Genomic DNA, 18,819 nt, shown 5'->3' on the forward strand with positions numbered 1-18,819 from the left:
CGGGACTACAACTCAAGAGTAATAGATGACTCTTCGTCTTCGCTTTTAATCATTTGCAAAACAATGATAACACCGTCAATGGCTAACTCGTTTTGAGGTCGAGTTGGGTTAATTTTTAGCGCGTAACGACTGTTGTTATTCAACTCGAATTCGCCATCAAATGACTGACCATTAGCGATGATATTTTTACAAATAGTATCAATGTTGATGTCTTTCAATTGATTTGGGATCTTCCAAATAGGATTGCCAATATCACTGTCCGCAATATTAAATACACGTACGGCTTGTGCCGTAAAGCTACGAATGTGCAAATTGTTGTCTAGGTAAATGACCGACATATTTGCTGCACTCATCAATGAATCCCAATCACCTTTTAGCTGATTCATTTCTGTCAACTTAAGTTGATGCTCGGTGTTTACTGTAGACAATTCTTCATTAACGGATTGCAGTTCTTCATTGGTACTTTGCAACTCTTCGTTACTCGCTAACAACTCTTCATTGGTCGCCTGAAGTTCTTCATTCGAAGTTTCTAACTCTTCAATCGTGGCTTGTAAATTTTCACGAGTGAATTGCAATTCGCGCTCTAAATCATATATACGCTGACTGTTTTCATACTCTTGAGTGATCTCGTTTTCGTCTTGATTTGCATTATTGCCTTCTGTAATAGCTGGATTCGAAATCACTACCGCAGAATGTGTCGGGGTTGCATCAATACCTCGAATCGAAACCGGTAAAATGCGTACATCCACATAGTCACGTGAATTACGGCCAAAGATTGCCACTTTGCGGAATAAAATAGGTTGATTAGTACGGAATGCTCTAGCCAATCCAGATACGACAGGGGTACTTAAATCCTTAATCAACATATTGCCAATATGGTTGTTCAAACGACCGTGGATCGGCAAGACGTAATTCGTTGAATCGCCCACGACGCGTAATATCTCGTGATTTTGATCGACCAATAAAGTAAATGGTAAAATCTCGCGGCCGAGAGACTCAATTAATGCTTCCAAGATGCGCAACTCATTGGAGCGGCGAGTTTCAATCAGTGCACTGCTACGCAACGTTGGAATAGATCGGTCTTCGTGCGTGAGCAGTGCTTCACGAGGTCCAGTGAGGGTTCGCTCTGACGTACCGAGGCCAATGTTCATAAATATCTTGTTCTTTTGGTCAAGCACTTCATAGTTTGGCTCTTGTTCACCCAGCGTCTCACTTGTCCCAAGTACTAATACACCACCTGGTTTCAACGAAAAAGAAAAATTACGCATAACTTTGGTCTGCGGCTCAGGCTTGAGATATATCAGGAAATTACGACATGAAATCACATCAATTTTGGTGAATGGCGGATCATTGAGCACATCATGACGGGCAAATACGACCATTTCACGAATTTTACGCACAATCGTAAAGCTCTCTTGAGAGACTGAGAAATACTTTGCCATGATATCTTTGGGTAAATCTGCCGCAATACTCTGCGGATAGATACCCGCACTTGCTTTGGCTAAGGCTTCTTTGTCTATGTCAGTGGCAAAGATTTTGACGCGTAAATCCCAGTTGAATTTTTCACATAATTCACAAAAGATAATTGCAAACGAATAAGCTTCTTCACCCGTTGAACAACCCGGTACCCATAAGCGAAACTCGTTGCGTTTAGATTGTTCAATGTACTCTGGAAGCAGTTTGTTTTGTAATGCATCGTAAACGGACTTATCACGGAAAAAGTTAGTGACGCCAATCAATAATTCTTGAAACAGTTCTTCAATTTCACTTGGCGATTGTTGGCAATAGTCCAAATATTGGTTGATGGAGCTTTTACCACATTTCGCAATTCGACGTTCAATGCGCCGCCCCACTGTAGTTGGTTTATATTGACTAAAGTCGACCCTAAAACGTTCATACAACAAGTTGAATAGACTGCTTTGCGGCTTATCTGCGACCGTTTCTTCGGATGCATTATCAAGCGTGATCCCCTGACGTAGAGGATGGCTGACATATTCAATAATGCGCTTGGGCAACATATCAATTTCATCGACATAATCAGCCAAGCGGTTGTCAAAAATACTCTTGGGCATACCATCAAATCGAGCAGTTCGGTAATCCTGTACTAAAACAATTCCGCCAGCTTCGCGAATATATCGGGCGCCTTTCGTGCCATCCGAACCGGTTCCGGTTAACACCACACCAATTGCACGCTCACCCACTTTTTTGGCCATCGACTCGAAGAAAATATCAATAGGCAAAACTGGGAGTAATTTAGAACGCTCTTGTTGCTCTAAGGCAAACGTTCCGTCTGAGCTCAGTCGGAGGTTGGTACTACGAGGAATGAGATAAATATGGTCTTTTTCTGGCTTAACTCCTTCTTCTGCCATGGTAATCGGCATTGAAGTAGAGGATTCAAGTAACTCAAGCATCATGCTTTTATAATCAGGCGACAAATGCTGAATAACAATGAAAGTCAGCCCTGATTCTGATGGCATTTTTAAGAAAAATTCACGTATAGCCTCTAGCCCACCCGCAGACGCACCTATACAAACATGATAAAGCTTATTTGAGGGTTGCTTATTCTTAGACATATTCATTCCATCAATCAAATGTTTACTATTTGAGTAGCTTACAGTGCCACTTGTTGATTTGTTATTGCAGCTTCTAGGTGAGCAAGGCAAATTGGTTTTAAAATAGTACCATCGGCCTCAAATTTGAGAAATTGATGTTTTTTAGCAACACTAAGAGCTGTAACAATGATGACTATGTTAACTTTAAATGCATCATCTCGCATTGCTTTTATGAAAGCGGTTGCGTTTTTTTCTTCTTAACCTTGTCTCATCAATTAGAATGGGTTCATATTCTTGACGATAATATAAGAGGTAATTGAGATTGACGTATTGATGTATGCAGAAATTGCTGCCAAACCCTCTTCCGTTTTTCCACTATTAATGCATCTATATAGTGACACCTGATAAAACTTTTGTTGGTAAGCCGAGACGATAGCTAATGAAAGCGTCCCGTTTTTGCGTATCAAAATACCCACCTGTTAACTCACTAATTTGATGTATACAATTGAATTCTTTTTGTGCAAAAGCGAATGCTTCTACGTTGGGCTGAGCTAATACAAAATCAGTAATTTCGCCTACCAAGTTGAATTCAATAAAACTAAAATCACCGACTTCCCTTTGTGCGATTTTGAATGAAAAATTTTGGAGATGTTCTTGAGCGCTGACAACGCGAATTAAACTCTTTGCTAGAATACTAGTTACATTAAAGTTGGCTAGCATCATTTTTTGCTGACGTTTCCCTTGAGCAGATTGAAAGCGTACTTGATAAATTGATTTGCCAAAATAATCTCTTATCGATGTTATGACATCCTCGATTAGAAAGTTTGTTTCATGGTGCAATTTATCTGAAATCCACAACATATAGTCAGTCCAATGTGAAACTTCTTTAGCATAATCAAGGGTATCACACTGTGCCGCTGTGAATTTTAAGTGGTAAGCAATCAAATTCATCAACTGAATATTGAGTAAATGATGATTATGGGCGCGAGTGATCTCGTTATCTAATAACGAGAGTTTATGGCTCTGTTCCTTGCGATATTCTATATTGCGGCGGGCAACACTGAGCCGCGCCAGAAGGATATTTTTGCTTTGACCTTTTTGTACAAAATCATCCGCACCACTCTCAAGTATTTGCACTAACACGTCTTTTTCTGAGAGGCTGGAATATGCAATTATATAAGGGGAATGTTCCAATGAAATATTGCGAACTAGCTGGCAAAAAGTAAAGCCGTCATTGCCTGGCATCAAAATATCTAAAATGACAATAACTGGTTCGTTCATCGACTCTAAAATCTTGATCCCTTGTTCTGCATCTTCTGCTTGATAAACGGATAAATCCATGCAACTTGCTAACGCAGCAATTTGGAACAAGGTATATTCATCGTCATCGATAACCAGTAGTTTCATATGTTTTAAGCAATTTTTTTTCTCTTTACTAATTTAGCACAATGAGCCATTTTGACCACTAGATAATAGCTTTTCAGACTGAACGAAAATCAAAAAAAACAATAAATATCAACATCTTAACCATTTAACTCATCTGAATTTTTATACTTTAGACTAATAAATCACACTCGTCTTTCCGAAATAACTTACGCTCCCTACTGCAGTTAATCGAACCATTACTAACGATTTCTTGCAACGACTTTGGTATTATATATGGGTTATACATTGAGTATTTTTTTATGCAAGCCACCATCAAAGCCGACCGAGGCCTATTTTCATACCCTAAATACTGGGCACATTGTTACGGTACCGCGCCATTTTTACCTATGTCGCGCGCCGAGATGGACGAATTAGGCTGGGACAGTTGCGACATCATTCTCGTCACTGGTGACGCCTATGTCGATCACCCTAGCTTTGGTATGGCGATCATTGGTCGCTTGCTGGAAGCACATGGCTTTCGCGTGGGCATCATTGCGCAACCCGATTGGCACAGCAAAGACGACTTCATGAAACTCGGCGAGCCAAATCTCTATTTTGGCGTAACGGCTGGCAACATGGATTCCATGATCAATCGCTACACCGCAGACAAAAAGCTGCGCCACGACGATGCGTACACGCCCAATAATGAAGGTGGCAAGCGCCCTGATCGCGCAGTCACGGTATATACCCAGCGCTGTAAAGAAGCCTACAAACACATCCCAGTGATCATTGGTGGCATTGAAGCGAGTTTGCGTCGAATTGGTCATTATGACTATTGGTCGGAAAAAATCCGACGTTCAGTCATATTTGACGCCAAAGCAGATTTACTGATGTTTGGTAATGCTGAACGACCTCTGATTGAAGTCACTCACCGCCTGGCTGCAGGTGAGGATATCAAAGATATTAAAGACGTTCGTGGCACAGCCATTATCGTCAAAGAAGCTTTACCAGGCTGGGAAGGTGTCGATTCTACGTCTCTGGATAAGCCGGGCAAAATCGATGCTATTCCCTCTCCATATATTATGGAGCCTGAGTGCCCAACCGATGCTGAGACCAAAGCGGATGTCACGCAAACTGCACAACCTATCACGATAGCACCGACTACGAAGCGAAAACCATGGGAAAATGTCTACGTCAAATTACCCGCATACGAAACCGTTAGGGACAACAAAGTCCTCTATGCGCATACGAGCCGTATTTTTCATCAAGAAACCAACCCAGGTTGTGCTCGTGCATTGATGCAGCGTCATGGCGACCGGCATGTTTGGCTCAACCCGCCTGCCATGCCTTTGGAAACAGAAGAAATGGACGCGGTGTTTGGCCTGCCATACCAACGTGTACCGCATCCGGTATATGGTGATGCTAAGATCCCTGCATACGACATGATCAAATTCAGTGTTAATATCATGCGTGGCTGTTTTGGTGGCTGTACCTTCTGTAGTATCACTGAGCACGAAGGGCGCATTATTCAGAGTCGTTCAGAGCAATCTATCTTGCAAGAAATAGAAGACATACGTGATATGGTGCCAGGCTTCACTGGCGTCATTTCTGATTTAGGTGGTCCCACGGCCAATATGTATCGCTTGCGTTGCAAATCCCCCAAAGCCGAAGCCACTTGTCGTCGTCCATCTTGTGTTTACCCAAGTATTTGTGCACACATGGACACCGACCACACGCCAACCATTAACCTTTATCGCAAAGCCCGTGATTTGCCGGGGATTAAGAAGATCTTGATTGCGTCGGGTGTGCGCTATGACCTCGCGGTGGAAGATCCGAATTACGTCAAAGAACTCGCTAAGTATCACGTGGGTGGATATCTCAAGATCGCCCCCGAACACACAGAAGATGGTCCTCTATCTAAGATGATGAAACCGGGCATGGGTAGTTATTATGAGTTTAAACGCTTGTTCGACAAATTCTCCAAAGAAGCTGGCAAAGAGCAGTATTTGATTCCGTATTTTATTGCTTCTCACCCAGGTACAACCGATGAAGATATGCTTGAGTTAGCAATTTGGCTAAAGGAGAACAAGTTTAAACTCGACCAAGTACAAAACTTCTATCCTTCACCCATGGCAACCGCGACGACTATGTACCACACTGAAGTGAATAGCTTGCGTAAAGTGACTAAAGACTCTGAAACCGTACCAAGTGCAAAAGGTGAGATCCATCGTCGCTTACACAAAGCGATGTTGCGTTATCACGACCCCAAAAACTTCGCACAAATTCGCAAAGCCTTGGTCAAAATGGGTCGTGAAGATTTGATTGGTCGAGGACCTGAACACCTGGTCCCACCAGAATCTCGAAATGAGCGTCAACAAAGGGCGAAACCCGCAAGACGTGGCGGACGTGCGGCGACCAAACATACCAAGGCACAATTTGTTACAGCAAAATAGTTGAAACTATGCAAATCTAGTTTTTTCGCCTAAGAAGTGAATCAACCACTATCCAGGGAATGCGTTCGCGTTTTTTACACTTTCAAAGTCGTTAAATCGCACGCCTTGTTGTTTCATGACTTTATTCACCTTGTGGCTGATCCATTGACGTATATAAAATGGCTGGTTAGGCACAAAGTGATGGATCGTATGGGTTTTGCCAAAATTAAAACAGAATAGGTGAAAAGGCATAAACCACTTACTCGTTATGATATGTGTTTGTTGATGTAAATGACTCACTCCACCGTAGTAATGCATCGATGAAGTGACAAAATTCAGAGACGTTGAACGAATAATATTTGGAATAACCAAAACCACCATCAAAAACTCAAACACATGTATTACAGGACTGAATATTACAGGTAGGTAAGTCTCGATTGGCAAAAATAAACCAAGTCCGTGGTATCCAATCATGGTATAGAGCACGACAAAATAACAGGTCGCGACTGGAAAAGCAGCGTGGAACACTTTACCAAAACTAAAGCCTTTGATTTCTTTCTCGTATACTTTGCGAAACATAACGAGTCCAAGAAGACCATCCATAATCACTATCAAACGTTTCAAAGGATTTTTGATGCCGTTACCCACTAGGCGCTCTTCTAAATCCTGTTCGGTTCCAGAAACTTGATGATGATGCAGGTGCATATGACGTCTAAACCAAGGGTTGACTGTATTGGGTCGCATTAACCAGACCATGAGCATCATAAAATTATGGATCAAAGGCATCTTGCTAAAGTATTGGCGATGAATGAGGTCATGCTCCAATTCATGGGAAATGGAGGCAACCATCGCAATCAAGAGAATAACCAACCAAGCAGGCAAAATCTCATAATAATACAGACTGCCAAGCCCAATCATGGTACTGGCTGAAAATAAAAGAATCAGCATCCCAATGGTATTTTGATGAGACAAAAACGCATATTTATCACGCAACATCTGCTCTTCAGAACGTATTGCTTGAATAATGACTTTTGTTTGTTCTCTGAGTTTATCGCGCATGGGGACATCCGTCATATCTGCCTTGCTCCAATATATAGTAATCGATGGGCTGACTCTTATTATCTTAACCCTGTGTGTATGAGACATTATATAACTATTTAGTCTGTATGAGGATATCTGCACTGGGTAATGAACTGGCACTTATCTGTTTATCTAACTTTACTCTGACCTGTGTTGCAATTAATATCAGTTCACGAAATCACCAAAACGTGGTGCTAATTAGTAAAAGGAATATTATAAATGACACGTTTACTGCACGTTCTTTTGGTCTTTTTTATTTTTGTGTTGCCGGGATTTAATGCAACTTCTGCGACGCTTATTATTCTTGAGCGTTCAGGCACATCTTCCTTTACCCAAGAGCTTAACCATCAATTAAAACAAGCGTTGTTTAATACGCCTGTTTACATTAGTTTTGTGGATACCTTTTATTCTTCACTGTCGGTAAGCGAAAGATCAAATGTCTTTCCACTTTATAACAAAGCGGTGATGCTCATCGCTGGGATTGATGAAAGCACACCCATCACCCGTATCATTAGTCAAGGTTCGTCAGCGGGAATATTCTTAGAACAATATCCTGATTTTTTTCCTGCTGCAGAACGTTTATTTACCCATATTTTGTGGACACCCAAGACTGGACAAAGAATACCATCCGATATCAATCTACGCGACTCGATTAAACACATTTCTCTGCTTTTTCCAAACAAATCACATTTGCTATTGGTAGGTAATTACAATGGTTTTTCCAGTTATTTAACTGAGCGTTTACTAGAAAATCAAAGCGAATCGAATTTAAAATTGATTAAAACCGATTACCAGGAATCTGTCATTTTGGACAGTACACCTCCCTCATTCATAAAGGGGACAGTGGCATTACTGACTCATCCACCGCAATCACAACAAGAACAAGCTGCGTTCAACTGGCTTAAAGCCAATCACATCCCCGTGTTGTTTCTGTTCAGTAGTGAGTTCGACCTTATCAAGTATAAAAATGTCGGTGGCTTAGTCGTTTCTCCGTTCAAATTAGGCTCACTGATAGAAAAAATCGTTAACAATGATGTACTCACAAAGGACGATATGGAAGTTACTGTTGCCTTGTATCACAATTACGCTCTGGCACACTATGGACTGGACCCCGCAAGCTTTAGTGAAGATTACCAAATTGTAGGGCGTATCGAATATTCTTATGAAGAAATCCAATATATGATGATTATTGGATTGCTTATCTTTACTCTATTTTTGATTATTTTACTGATAATGAATAACAAAAATCGTCAGTTGCTCAATGAGCGTGCACGTAATGCAGAACACGCGAATCGCCAGAAAGACAAATTGATGGCCAACATTTCACATGAATTACGTACCCCCTTAAACGCTATTCACCTAGCCTTTGAAGTGCTCACAGACCACTCTTTAGAGAAGTCTGATACAGTGATTGACGCTGGAAAACGCGCCACAAAGCATCTTAAAAACATCATCAATACAATACTGGAATATCAAAAGTCTTCGAATCATGAAACATTGATTTTGTTGGACTGGTTTAACACTGACGAGCTCAAACACGCTATACAAATTCATCAATATCACGCGCAAAAGAAAGCGCTACAATTTGCTATCAAAGGTATGGATAAGCTGCCTAATGATGTAAAGACAGATAAAAAACTCTTGTTACAAATTGTGCACAATGTGTTATCCAACGCGTTAAAATTTACTGAACGTGGAAGTATTACGGTGTCCTGTAAGTATACCCACTCGCATCTAGATATTGGTAAGGCCTGACTTCTCTAGACACTTTCTACCCGTTTAAAATATTCACGCTCAAAGTTATTTGGCGATACCCTATCATTTTTTGTATGTCGGCGAGTGGGATTATAAACCATCTCAATATAATGAAACACAGCTTGCTTAGCTTCAGCTCGGTTTTGATAAATTCGACGACGTATTTTTTCTTTCTTTAAATTGCTGAAAAAACTCTCTGCGACGGCATTATCATGACAGTTACCACGACGACTCATACTGGGTACAATATTGTATGCATCAAGTAGCTTTCTAAATTGCCGACTGGAATATTGAGAGCCTTGGTCTGAGTGCAAACTGACCTGCTGTTGAGGCTTTCGTCGCCAATATGCTGCTGTAATCGCTTGCATTGCTAAGTCCTCTGTCATTCTATCGCTCATGGACCAACCAACAATATTACGTGCGAATAAGTCCATGACGACGGCCAGAAAAAGAAAGCCTTCATGAGTTTTAATATAAGTAATGTCGGTCACCCACCATTGGTTAGGTCGCTCAACATTGAATTCACGATTCAACTTATTTTCGGCTACAATATCACTTTTACCGCCGTAATAACCTCGTGGCACTTTGTACCCTCTTTGCGCACGAATGCCTGATTTTCGCATTAAGCGTAAGATCCGATCACGGCCACAATATTCATTGGCATCACGAAAGTCCATGTAGATGTTACGGTAGCCATGAAAACCACCGCTCTCTATCCAAAACTGCTTAATTTTTTGTGCAAGCTGTTGGTCTGCCCGCTCTCGCTTACTGATTGGCGATTTAAGCCAGTCATAATAACCACTGGGATGAACCTCTAGCACTCGACACAAAACTCTCACGGGATAACGTGAACAACGAGACTTTATAAACCGGTATCTTTCTTTGACTCGCCGGCAAAGAATACCGCGGCTTCCTTTAACAGGTTCCTTTCTTGCTCAAGGCGCTTCAACTCACGTTTTAACCTTGCATTTTCAGCTCGTAAGTCCTGGTCTTCTACTCGTGCTTTAGTTGGCTTTGAAAATCTTTTAAGCCACGCATAAAGCGTCTTAGTGCTTATACCGAGACGTTCTGCAACATCGTTAACAGCGTAGCCATGGACAGCAACTTGATTCACTGCTTCTTGCTTAAACTCGTCTGTATATCGGATACCTTTACCCATGATTTACCTCTTATGGTTATAGTTACATTTTTACCATAAAAAGTGTCGGGAAGTCTCAGGCCTTACCAAAATATGGATTAAAAACATATCAAATGCGTGGATCTAATCTTGAATTTTTTCTTCAGAGTGATCCATTCTCAAAGAAAATTTGTTTGTTGAATTAGCTTAAAAGCAACTGCGTTTTTTCAGTCGAAATGTGCGCTTGCTTAACTGGACTAGAACACTATCTAATCCGAACTGGTGCGCTGTTAAAACCGGAGTATGCAAATCATTGGCTCAATGAAAAATTCGTTTGGTGCCAAATTCAATAGGGTGATCTGCTCTGGTGAAAAACTTTACGAAGTAGGTCGAACTCTTCCTGTTAACTACTGTTTAGTAGTTAACAGGCTTCAAGCTCAATTATTTTCTGGTCTAGTAAGGATGTTAGACTTTCTTTTCGAATTCCCGATATTCTTAGAAGTCGCCACCTTTGCACTGGTAGATTTTGTTCTTTTAGCTTGTCAGCCGCTCTAGATAGACGAAAAGATTGATACTGTTCAATGCTTTCAGCATGTGCATTAAGCCAATTATCAGTTTCAGGCAAGTCTGCTAGATGTTTTTCTACAGAGTTTGAGCGGGGTAATTTTTTAATGAAAAAATGTTTACTTAGCCGATTGCGTTCAGGATTGGCGTTTTGTTCAGCTAATAAGACGTTAAGTCGTTCAATATTATCTTTGTCCCATGCTTGGTAGTCTGGCGCATACCTATTTTCAACTTTGGCAACAACTTTAGGTTTGTTATTCATAAGCCAGTCTTTATCGTTTCGGTAAAGCCAAGCGTATAATGCGCCTCCTATACTAGCTACCCTTATCTGCTTAACTCCGAGATCATTATGTTTCTCCAGTAATTCAAGCCACTCTTTTCTTTTAGCTTCTAATAACTTTGGTTCTATAGCCTCAGTATTTTTCTTTTGTGATTTTGTCACTTTCAACGATTTGGGAAGTTTTGATACTTTGCGGAATATTTCTTCATTACAAGTATCCGGTAACAGTGAGCACCAAACCATTAAATGCCTTAAAGGGTGAAAAGATTTTCTGTGTTTACGAAACAAGCAAATTAGCCAATTATTGTCGCTTGTATCTAATGTATATATTTTTGACTCTAAATGACCCCAATCTGATTCGAACTTTTCACGAATTTTTTTGTGATCTGCTTGGTTGCCTCTGGAAAGGTTAAGTTCTTTGGCAACATTCAAATAGAACATGCTCCATTGATGTTCAGTAAACCCTGACAAAACAGGATTACTTAATAACGTTTCAAATCTGTTTATTAATTGGCGCTCAATATCCGTAATTTCTGTACTCTCATGTTTAGCGATTTCACCTATTAATGAAGCTGATTTGTATAAATGCTTTTGTTTAGAGTGCAGTGGTAAGTCTGAAGCTTGTAAAAGGCAATTATGTTTAATACAGACGTTAACGCCCGCGATTTGATTTAAACGGCTCCAATATGGTTCTCCAAGGTTTTCTTTTTGTTCCTGATAACATTGTGGACAATACCGAAAATACTCAGACTTTCGAACAGAAGAGGCCGCTATGCCCGCTCTGGTATGTATACTGCCACCTTGCTCAGAATACATTGACTGAATTACTTGTGCCGATTGCTGCGTATTTAAGAAGGGGAAATATATTGGCGCTAGCGTATGATGCTTAATAATGTCTTCCACATCTATTTGCCAAACGATACTTACTCTTTCTGTAAACACTTGTAAGTGGCTGGGAAGATCTGGAATTGCAACAGCAGTATGTTTGCCAAAAATGTCTCTCGATACTGCTTGCCTATTTTCTAATTGACCAGTATGAACCGCATATCGAGCTATAACGCTATAGAGCAGTTCATTCTCATAAGGTACTGGAAAATACGCCAACATACTTAACTCGCCATTAAATTCTGTACTGGAAAAATAAAACCTTCATCACATAGCTGCTCATACATGGTTCCTGATTTACTGGCATGTAGTTTTCTTAAATCATGATCATCCAGTCTTCCCCACGCTTTTTTACTTACATATTTAGGTGTCGATTTTTGGATTTTCTTTGTAGGAGCCTCATTTAACCCGCTTAATGAAGAAGTGGCATGGTGAATAATTTGAATTAGTGTCACTTCTGGGTTGTTATTAACGCTCTCTAATACCAGTGGCCTAACAATATCTTCGTTAATACCCATAGCCATTAGAGTTTGTATGGCCGAATTTGCTACCTCGGATTGAGATGCTTCGCCAAGCTCAATATTAGCCTTTTTATTTAATGGGACAGCTTTGAGGTGATCAAATGTATTTAATAGTGCCCCCTCAATTTTAGGAATTACGATATCACTGCACTGCTCAAGTACAGTTCTATCTTTACTGTTTAAAGCATCGAGCATCGGTTTTACTATTGAAAGCTCTTCCTCAAATACATCTCTTAGTAATTCAACAGAAAGGCATTCATCTTCTGGTGAATTAGCCAACAGAATAGCCCTTGCTTGAGCTAAGCAAAATAGCTTGACTAAAATATCAGGTACTCCCTGTGATATCTCATAAAGCTCATTGATCATCACTTCGTCTAACTTTCCGGGCGATTTGAGCCATTGGTATTGCCACAGTTCTTTGACAAAATCATCCCAGTTTTCATCTAGTGGTAATCGATCCCAAACAATACTACCTTCACCTGATGCTCGCCTCGCTTGACGGAATTCCGAAGCAAATAGCTTTAAAGCAGTTGGAGTACCAATTAGTACAATTGACACTTCAACAACATTTACGAGCGTCACCAGAAAATTAATCATTTTCTTTTCGCCACCGCTCTTAGCCAAATTCATGTGCTGAAACTCGTCAATTACAACTAAACCGACGGCATGAATCAAACATAGGTTGGCGACATTGGCTATCATTTGACCAATTCTGGGTTTGCCAGATGTATATTTTTTGCGGTAGTTAGTATTTAAACGTTTATCTAGTGCAATGAAAAAGCTTTCGCAAAACTCAGCCAATGAACCATCATAAGGGCAGTCAACCTTTATCCACGGCACTTGTAAAATATGGTATTCTGGGTGATACAGTACTCTGTCATAAGTGTTAAGTAGATTATTTGTAGCTGTCGATTTACCTGCACCTGAAATACCAGATATCGCCATTGATGACGCTGTTGAATCAACAACATCATGTACATATGTCGTTAAGTCTTGATTAGTAATTATGTTTTTAACTTCATTAAGCTTTTGTTTAAATGCTGCGTGTTTTGGATTTCTGCCGAGATAACTTTTTCTTATTAGCTGAGACAATTTTTGTTCAAGTAGTAGATGAACTGTTTGAGGTACAAAAAAGCTACGAGTCAAACGGCTAATGGCGTGAACTCGTATGTGACCGCCCAGCTCTATTTCTTCTTTTTTGAAAGTCGGTCTGCGGCTGAGTTGCTGAACAACTTCAATTGGACTCATAATCGGTGGTAATGCCGCGATTAAAGGGTTATCAGCGTATTCTTCTAACTCTGACTCAATATACACAGCTTCTTTAAATTTCGGACCGTCAAAACTACTCATCTGCATCTTCTCCCTTTAATAAATCTGTTAACTTAGTTGGCAGCTTAAAGCTCTTAGGCTTTGACTCACTAGCGCCTATCTGCGTAACGTTATCTTCCTTACGTTTAGGTTGTTCATTAAACAAAGTTTCTGATTTAGACTTTCTCTCAGCCTGTCGTTCTTTGCGTTTATTGTCATTAATGCCTTTGACTTTTTCGGTTTTAGTCATGGTAGGGTTTTCTGGTTGGTTTGACTTGGATCGCTTTGATATAACTTCTAGATCAGTAACTAAATTAACAGCGCCTGCACGAGATTTGAGCTTTGAGGTTGCTGCAACATCTGCCTTGACGTTATTTTTCTCCCACACTTCCCAAACTGTTAAGTCTCGATATGAGCGACTTCTTTCAGTAAGACTTGCACGGATAAATGATGAATAGGTGTCATTTGGCCTGAGATAAATTGTATTGGCTGAGTATAAATCATAAGCCACGGTGACTTTCTTCGGTCCTTGATAGTTACCTTCAAACCAGCCCCAATCTAACGCTTCCAGACAAGTGTAATAACAACCAAATAGCTTTAAACCATGCTCCGTTATACTAGCCTGTGTGTGAGGCAATAAGTTTACTTTTACTAAATCAACAGGTGGCCTACGTAATCGACCAGTTCTATATTGAATACCCCAATCCCACAGCATTAAAGGGTTATGAGGTAGAGTATCAGGAATATCTTGGTCTGGATCATATGTTGTTAAGGTATGGTCGTTATTATAGAAAAGAACTATCTTAATGATCATTTGAGTAAACTCATACAGAGTATGGACACCGTCTTGTCTATAATCCTTGCCATGCTTTTTTTTGCCTATTGTATTTCCAGTAACATACCCTTCAACAAACGGCTTCATTTTCACTTGGATTGTTCTAAAGTAACGCTCGACAATACCTTTCCAGTCAGCTCGATAAGGAGGTGTATTTTCTATTCCGACATTAAAGCTCTTGCTCAATACTTCAACATGCCTACCTAGCATCTCCCCTCTATCACCAATAATAGATTCTGGTAAACCACTTGTAGGCCACATATTCTCGGTGATCTCGATGCCAAACTCTTTGCAATAAGCTACTTTGTCTAGCATTGAATTTGAAAGAGCCTCCATTGCACTAACCCAAGAAGCATTCTCTAGTCCGATGTACATACCAACTATGGCTCTACTAAACACATCGACAACAAAATACAGAGTAGGTCTGCCAATAATTTTTTCTCTGTCCTGAGCTGAAACCAAATATACATCAGCAATAGTTGCATCAATTTGATATCGGCTTCCCGGCCCTTCAACTTCTGAAGTTGATGTGCCTAATACTGGTCTGTGATCTTTGGCATAATTTATTTCACCTTCTCGTCTTCGAGTAACCTCAATAGATGTAAATTCTTTTTCGTAAAAATACTTAAATTGTCTTTCTGTTGGTACATCAAGCAAATGTTCAGGCTTGCAAGGAATAGGTACACCAAACGCAATCAATACTTGGTTATACGCATAGTCAAATTCGTATTTATTTTTATTTAGTAAGCACTTCTCAATAGCTACCCTAAAAATAGCCTTGATTGAATCATCTGTATTAACACCAACACCATCTGTTCTGGTTCTGGGTGCACCAATTTTCTTGTCACCAAGTTTTTTGGTTTTACCCGGCCCTCCACATAAATTGAACCGACCACTTAATGCGTTTTTACATTTTCCGCCCTGCCAATATCTGCGCAACCATCTATAGACTGTTTGTTTGGTAGCACCTGAATCGCTGATTACATTGGTAAGTAATTGACCTCGTGTTTTACGTTGATATATTTCTGGCTCTCGCGTGACAATATCCTCAATTGCTTCCCAAGCTCTATTTTGTACTTCCTCGGCTTTAGAACCAGCTACTGGAAAAGTCATCGCAATTTCAATAAACGGATCATCAATCAAAAATAAATCCCCATTTGCCATTTGATGTTCAAACTCAAGTCGGGAAGAAACAGAAGGCAATGCTTTATCGCTCTCCAACTCAATCCATATGACCGCTTCTCTATTTGACCAAAGGACTCTAATTTTTTTAGATATTAGCTGAAACACATCATTAGGCATGAACATACTCAAACTCCTTGTTTATCCAATGCTCAGAAGGGGTCAGATCACTTGTTTTTAATGTTCGATGGCTAACCTCGGCCATATTCCATGTAAAAGCAGTTTGAGCACAAAGGTGCCTGAAATACGCTAGATAAGTACCTTTTTTACATTGATGCTGTTCATCCAACATCTTCATAACAATAGAAATTTTGTCTTCAGGGTGTATTTGAATCGCGCTGTTGATAATTTCAAAAGTGTTTAGTTGGTCATTGCTATCTAAATCAAAACTGTGGATATGTGGGACAAGCCACTTTATGTTTCGAAGCAAGGTGACAGGAACTTCGTTTTCGGTAAACAAATACCAGTCAACACCTTCTCCCTCCCAAAATCGCTTTTCCAGTTCTTGTTTTTCAATAACACGCTCATCCTCTAATTCTTCTCGGTACTTAACGGAAATAGCTATTGGAACGATTTTTCCTGATTGAAGAGTGTCGATTAGTAAATCAGTTGTCATTACTTGATTTACTCCACGTACAGCAGGGTGTTTGATTCCCAATCGTTGGGCGATATTTAAAGTTTTTTTGGGGTCTAATGGAAATTGTTCACGTATGTCTACAATCGACAAATGCCAGTCGAATAGGAGAAAAGCAGATAACTCAAGATCTGATAGTAGGTGAACAATGCGTCCATGAGTTAATGCGGGTCTTCTATGTACGCGCCCTTTACTTGGAACGTCACGTACGGTTAGAAAGGGTTTATAATCTTTTCCGCTGCCTTGACCGCGTTTTTCCTTTGTTAAACGCTTGATTATTGCTGGTTCTAATAATTCAATAACATCTTTAGAACTAGGAGTGAGAAAATCTTTCATATTGCACCTGAGCTATTCCATTAATTACAGAATAGCTCAAAAATACAAAGTATGATATTTTTTTGTAAAGTATGATACTTTATTGGTTAGTATGATACATTATTGTCAGTTTACAAGAACCTAATACAGAGCGGTAAACTTACTCCACCGTAACGGACTTCGCCAAATTTCGAGGTTGATCCACATCTGTGCCTTTAATTAATGCCACATAATAGGACAACAACTGCAAAGGAACGGTATACACAATCGGCGCAATGGACGCATGACAATGTGGCACCGGTACCACACGCATCGTTTCATCCGATTCAAAACGCGCATCTTTATCGGCAAACACATACATAATGCCACCACGTGCGCGGACTTCCTCAACATTTGATTTGAGTTTTTCGAGTAGCTCATTGTTTGGGGCCACCACAATCACCGGCATCTCATCGTCAATCAATGCCAGAGGACCGTGTTTCAACTCTCCTGACGCATATGCTTCGGCGTGAATATATGAGATTTCTTTGAGCTTTAAGGCCCCTTCCATGGCAATCGGATACTGCTCACCACGACCTAAAAATAATGAGTGGTGCTTATCCGCAAACTCTTCTGCCAAGTCCTCAATGTCACTGGCCAAAGCCAAGGTTTCATCAAGCTTCGCTGGTAAGCTCTGCAAACCTGTAATGATATCGGCTTTATCCGCATCCAACATGCCGTTGTGTTTGCCTAGAGCAAGGGTTAATAACAAGAATGCGGTGAGCTGGGTGGTGAATGCTTTGGTTGACGCCACGCCAATTTCTGCCCCGGCTTTGGTCATGAACGCCATATCGGATTCACGTACCAAAGACGAACCATCCACATTACAAATGGTCAAACTCGACATATAGCCCAACTCTTGTGCCAAACGCAATGCGGCTAGGGTATCTGCTGTTTCACCAGATTGCGAAATGGTCACTAACAAACTGTTTGGCTGAACGACCGATTTGCGGTAACGAAACTCAGAAGCAATCTCGACATTACACGAGACATTAGCATACTGTTCCAGCCAATAACGCGCGGTCATCCCTGCGTGGTACGAAGTACCACATGCGATGATCTGCACGTGCTTCACTTTACTTAACAATACCTCAGAGCCTTCGCCAAAAATGCCCTCAATCGCACCATTCGCATCCAAACGCCCTGCTAAGGCGTTGCGCACAACCGTTGGCTGCTCGTAGGTTTCTTTGAGCATGTAATGACGATATTGCCCCTTGTCACCGGCGTCATGTTCGACATTGGATTCAATGACCTCACGCTCAACTGGATTGCCATCCACATCAAAAATAGCCACTGAACGACGCGTGATTTCAGCCACATCTCCTTCTTCTAAAAAGATAAAGCGGCGCGTGACTGGAAGCAATGCCATTTGATCGGAAGCGATAAAGTTTTCACCTAAACCTAAGCCAATGACCAAAGGCGAGCCTGAACGTGCTACGACCACTCGAGACGGATCGGCCTGGTCCATAATGACCGTGCCGTAAGCACCTTCAAATTTTTTAACCGCCGTTTGCACGGCTGACAACAACGAATCATGACTATCAAGTAAAGCATGTACTGTGTGTGCAATAGTTTCGGTATCCGTATCAGTGGCAATGGTATAGCCTTGTGCAGATAACTCCTCTCGTAATGCTTGGAAGTTTTCAATAATACCATTGTGTACCACGGCGATACGCGATGACGACGTGTGCGGGTGAGCATTGTTTTCCGTGACGCCACCGTGTGTTGCCCAACGCGTATGCGCAATACCGGTTGAACCTTTGCCATTATCGTCTGTGATGGCATCGGCAAGCGCTTGTACTTTTCCCGTACGTCGCACACGGCTGAACTCACCGTCAGCGGTTAACAATGCCACTCCAGCAGAGTCATAACCTCTGTACTCTAGGCGTTTTAAACCTTCTAATAAAATTTCTACGACATTGCGCTCTGCAACCGCTCCGACGATCCCACACATA

11 protein-coding genes are annotated in these 18,819 nt (G+C 40.9%); 2 read left to right on the forward strand and 9 right to left on the reverse strand.

The window, feature by feature from the left end:
* Positions 1-5: 5 nt before the first annotated feature.
* Entirely contained in the window at positions 6-2,573 is a 2,568-nt protein-coding gene (locus tag NLG07_RS02070; protein ID WP_254856056.1) for a CheR family methyltransferase, read from the reverse strand.
* 366 nt (positions 2,574-2,939) lie between these two features.
* Positions 2,940-3,959 (reverse strand): PleD family two-component system response regulator, encoded by a 1,020-nt coding sequence (locus NLG07_RS02075; protein ID WP_254856057.1) that lies wholly within the window; start codon positions 3,957-3,959, stop codon positions 2,940-2,942.
* A gap of 278 nt (positions 3,960-4,237) precedes the next feature.
* Between NLG07_RS02075 and NLG07_RS02080 the strand changes: the two genes are divergently transcribed.
* Positions 4,238-6,370 carry a YgiQ family radical SAM protein gene (locus tag NLG07_RS02080; RefSeq protein WP_254856058.1) on the forward strand — a complete coding sequence of 711 codons (2,133 nt, stop codon included), beginning with the start codon at positions 4,238-4,240 and terminating at the stop codon, positions 6,368-6,370.
* Between the two features lie 48 nt (positions 6,371-6,418).
* Here NLG07_RS02080 and NLG07_RS02085 read toward each other — a convergent pair whose 3' ends face one another.
* On the reverse strand, positions 6,419-7,408 hold the full coding sequence (locus NLG07_RS02085) for a fatty acid desaturase (RefSeq protein WP_254856059.1): 990 nt from the start codon (positions 7,406-7,408) through the stop codon (positions 6,419-6,421).
* Positions 7,409-7,648: 240 nt separating this feature from the next.
* Here NLG07_RS02085 and NLG07_RS02090 point away from each other — a divergent pair, with 240 nt between their 5' ends.
* A complete protein-coding gene (locus NLG07_RS02090; protein ID WP_254856060.1) occupies positions 7,649-9,184 on the forward strand; it encodes a HAMP domain-containing sensor histidine kinase in 1,536 nt (511 codons plus the stop codon).
* Positions 9,185-9,189: 5 nt separating this feature from the next.
* Here the strand turns inward: NLG07_RS02090 and NLG07_RS02095 are convergent.
* The 6 genes from NLG07_RS02095 to glmS all read right to left on the reverse strand — a co-directional run bounded on the left by NLG07_RS02095 (position 9,190) and on the right by glmS (position 18,818).
* Positions 9,190-10,343, reverse strand: a protein-coding gene (locus NLG07_RS02095) for an IS3 family transposase (RefSeq protein ID WP_254856061.1) whose coding sequence is annotated in 2 segments (ribosomal slippage) — positions 9,190-10,103 and positions 10,103-10,343 — 1,155 coding nt in all. Because the reading frame shifts where the segments join, the coding sequence is not laid out codon by codon here.
* Between the two features lie 379 nt (positions 10,344-10,722).
* On the reverse strand, positions 10,723-12,252 hold the full coding sequence (locus NLG07_RS02100; protein ID WP_254856062.1) for a TnsD family Tn7-like transposition protein: 1,530 nt from the start codon (positions 12,250-12,252) through the stop codon (positions 10,723-10,725).
* Positions 12,253-12,254: 2 nt separating this feature from the next.
* On the reverse strand, positions 12,255-13,901 hold the full coding sequence (locus NLG07_RS02105) for an ATP-binding protein (RefSeq protein WP_254856063.1): 1,647 nt from the start codon (positions 13,899-13,901) through the stop codon (positions 12,255-12,257).
* A complete protein-coding gene (locus NLG07_RS02110; RefSeq protein WP_254856064.1) occupies positions 13,894-16,002 on the reverse strand; it encodes a Mu transposase C-terminal domain-containing protein in 2,109 nt (702 codons plus the stop codon). The genes NLG07_RS02105 and NLG07_RS02110 overlap by 8 nt, the downstream gene beginning before the upstream one ends.
* Entirely contained in the window at positions 15,989-16,846 is an 858-nt protein-coding gene (locus NLG07_RS02115) for a TnsA endonuclease N-terminal domain-containing protein (RefSeq protein WP_254856065.1), read from the reverse strand. Before NLG07_RS02115 ends, NLG07_RS02110 begins: the two co-directional genes overlap by 14 nt.
* Positions 16,847-16,985: 139 nt before the next feature.
* Entirely contained in the window at positions 16,986-18,818 is a 1,833-nt protein-coding gene (gene glmS, locus NLG07_RS02120; RefSeq protein ID WP_254856066.1) for a glutamine--fructose-6-phosphate transaminase (isomerizing), read from the reverse strand.
* Between the last annotated feature and the right edge of the window lies 1 nt (position 18,819).

Origin of the sequence: Alteromonas sp. LMIT006 (assembly GCF_024300645.1) — a bacterium.
GTDB classification, from domain to species: Bacteria; Pseudomonadota; Gammaproteobacteria; order Enterobacterales; family Alteromonadaceae; genus Opacimonas; species Opacimonas immobilis.

Excerpts from the sequence above, each read along its gene's own strand:
- NLG07_RS02070 (WP_254856056.1), bottom strand. The coding sequence starts at position 2,573 with ATGTCTAAGAATAAGCAACCCTCAAATAAGCTTTATCATGTTTGTATA.
- NLG07_RS02075 (WP_254856057.1), bottom strand. The coding sequence starts at position 3,959 with ATGAAACTACTGGTTATCGATGACGATGAATATACCTTGTTCCAAATT.
- NLG07_RS02080 (WP_254856058.1), top strand. The coding sequence starts at position 4,238 with ATGCAAGCCACCATCAAAGCCGACCGAGGCCTATTTTCATACCCTAAA.
- NLG07_RS02085 (WP_254856059.1), bottom strand. The coding sequence starts at position 7,408 with ATGCGCGATAAACTCAGAGAACAAACAAAAGTCATTATTCAAGCAATA.
- NLG07_RS02090 (WP_254856060.1), top strand. The coding sequence starts at position 7,649 with ATGACACGTTTACTGCACGTTCTTTTGGTCTTTTTTATTTTTGTGTTG.
- NLG07_RS02100 (WP_254856062.1), bottom strand. The coding sequence starts at position 12,252 with ATGTTGGCGTATTTTCCAGTACCTTATGAGAATGAACTGCTCTATAGC.
- NLG07_RS02105 (WP_254856063.1), bottom strand. The coding sequence starts at position 13,901 with ATGAGTAGTTTTGACGGTCCGAAATTTAAAGAAGCTGTGTATATTGAG.
- NLG07_RS02110 (WP_254856064.1), bottom strand. The coding sequence starts at position 16,002 with ATGTTCATGCCTAATGATGTGTTTCAGCTAATATCTAAAAAAATTAGA.
- NLG07_RS02115 (WP_254856065.1), bottom strand. The coding sequence starts at position 16,846 with ATGAAAGATTTTCTCACTCCTAGTTCTAAAGATGTTATTGAATTATTA.
- glmS (WP_254856066.1), bottom strand. The coding sequence starts at position 18,818 with ATGTGTGGGATCGTCGGAGCGGTTGCAGAGCGCAATGTCGTAGAAATT.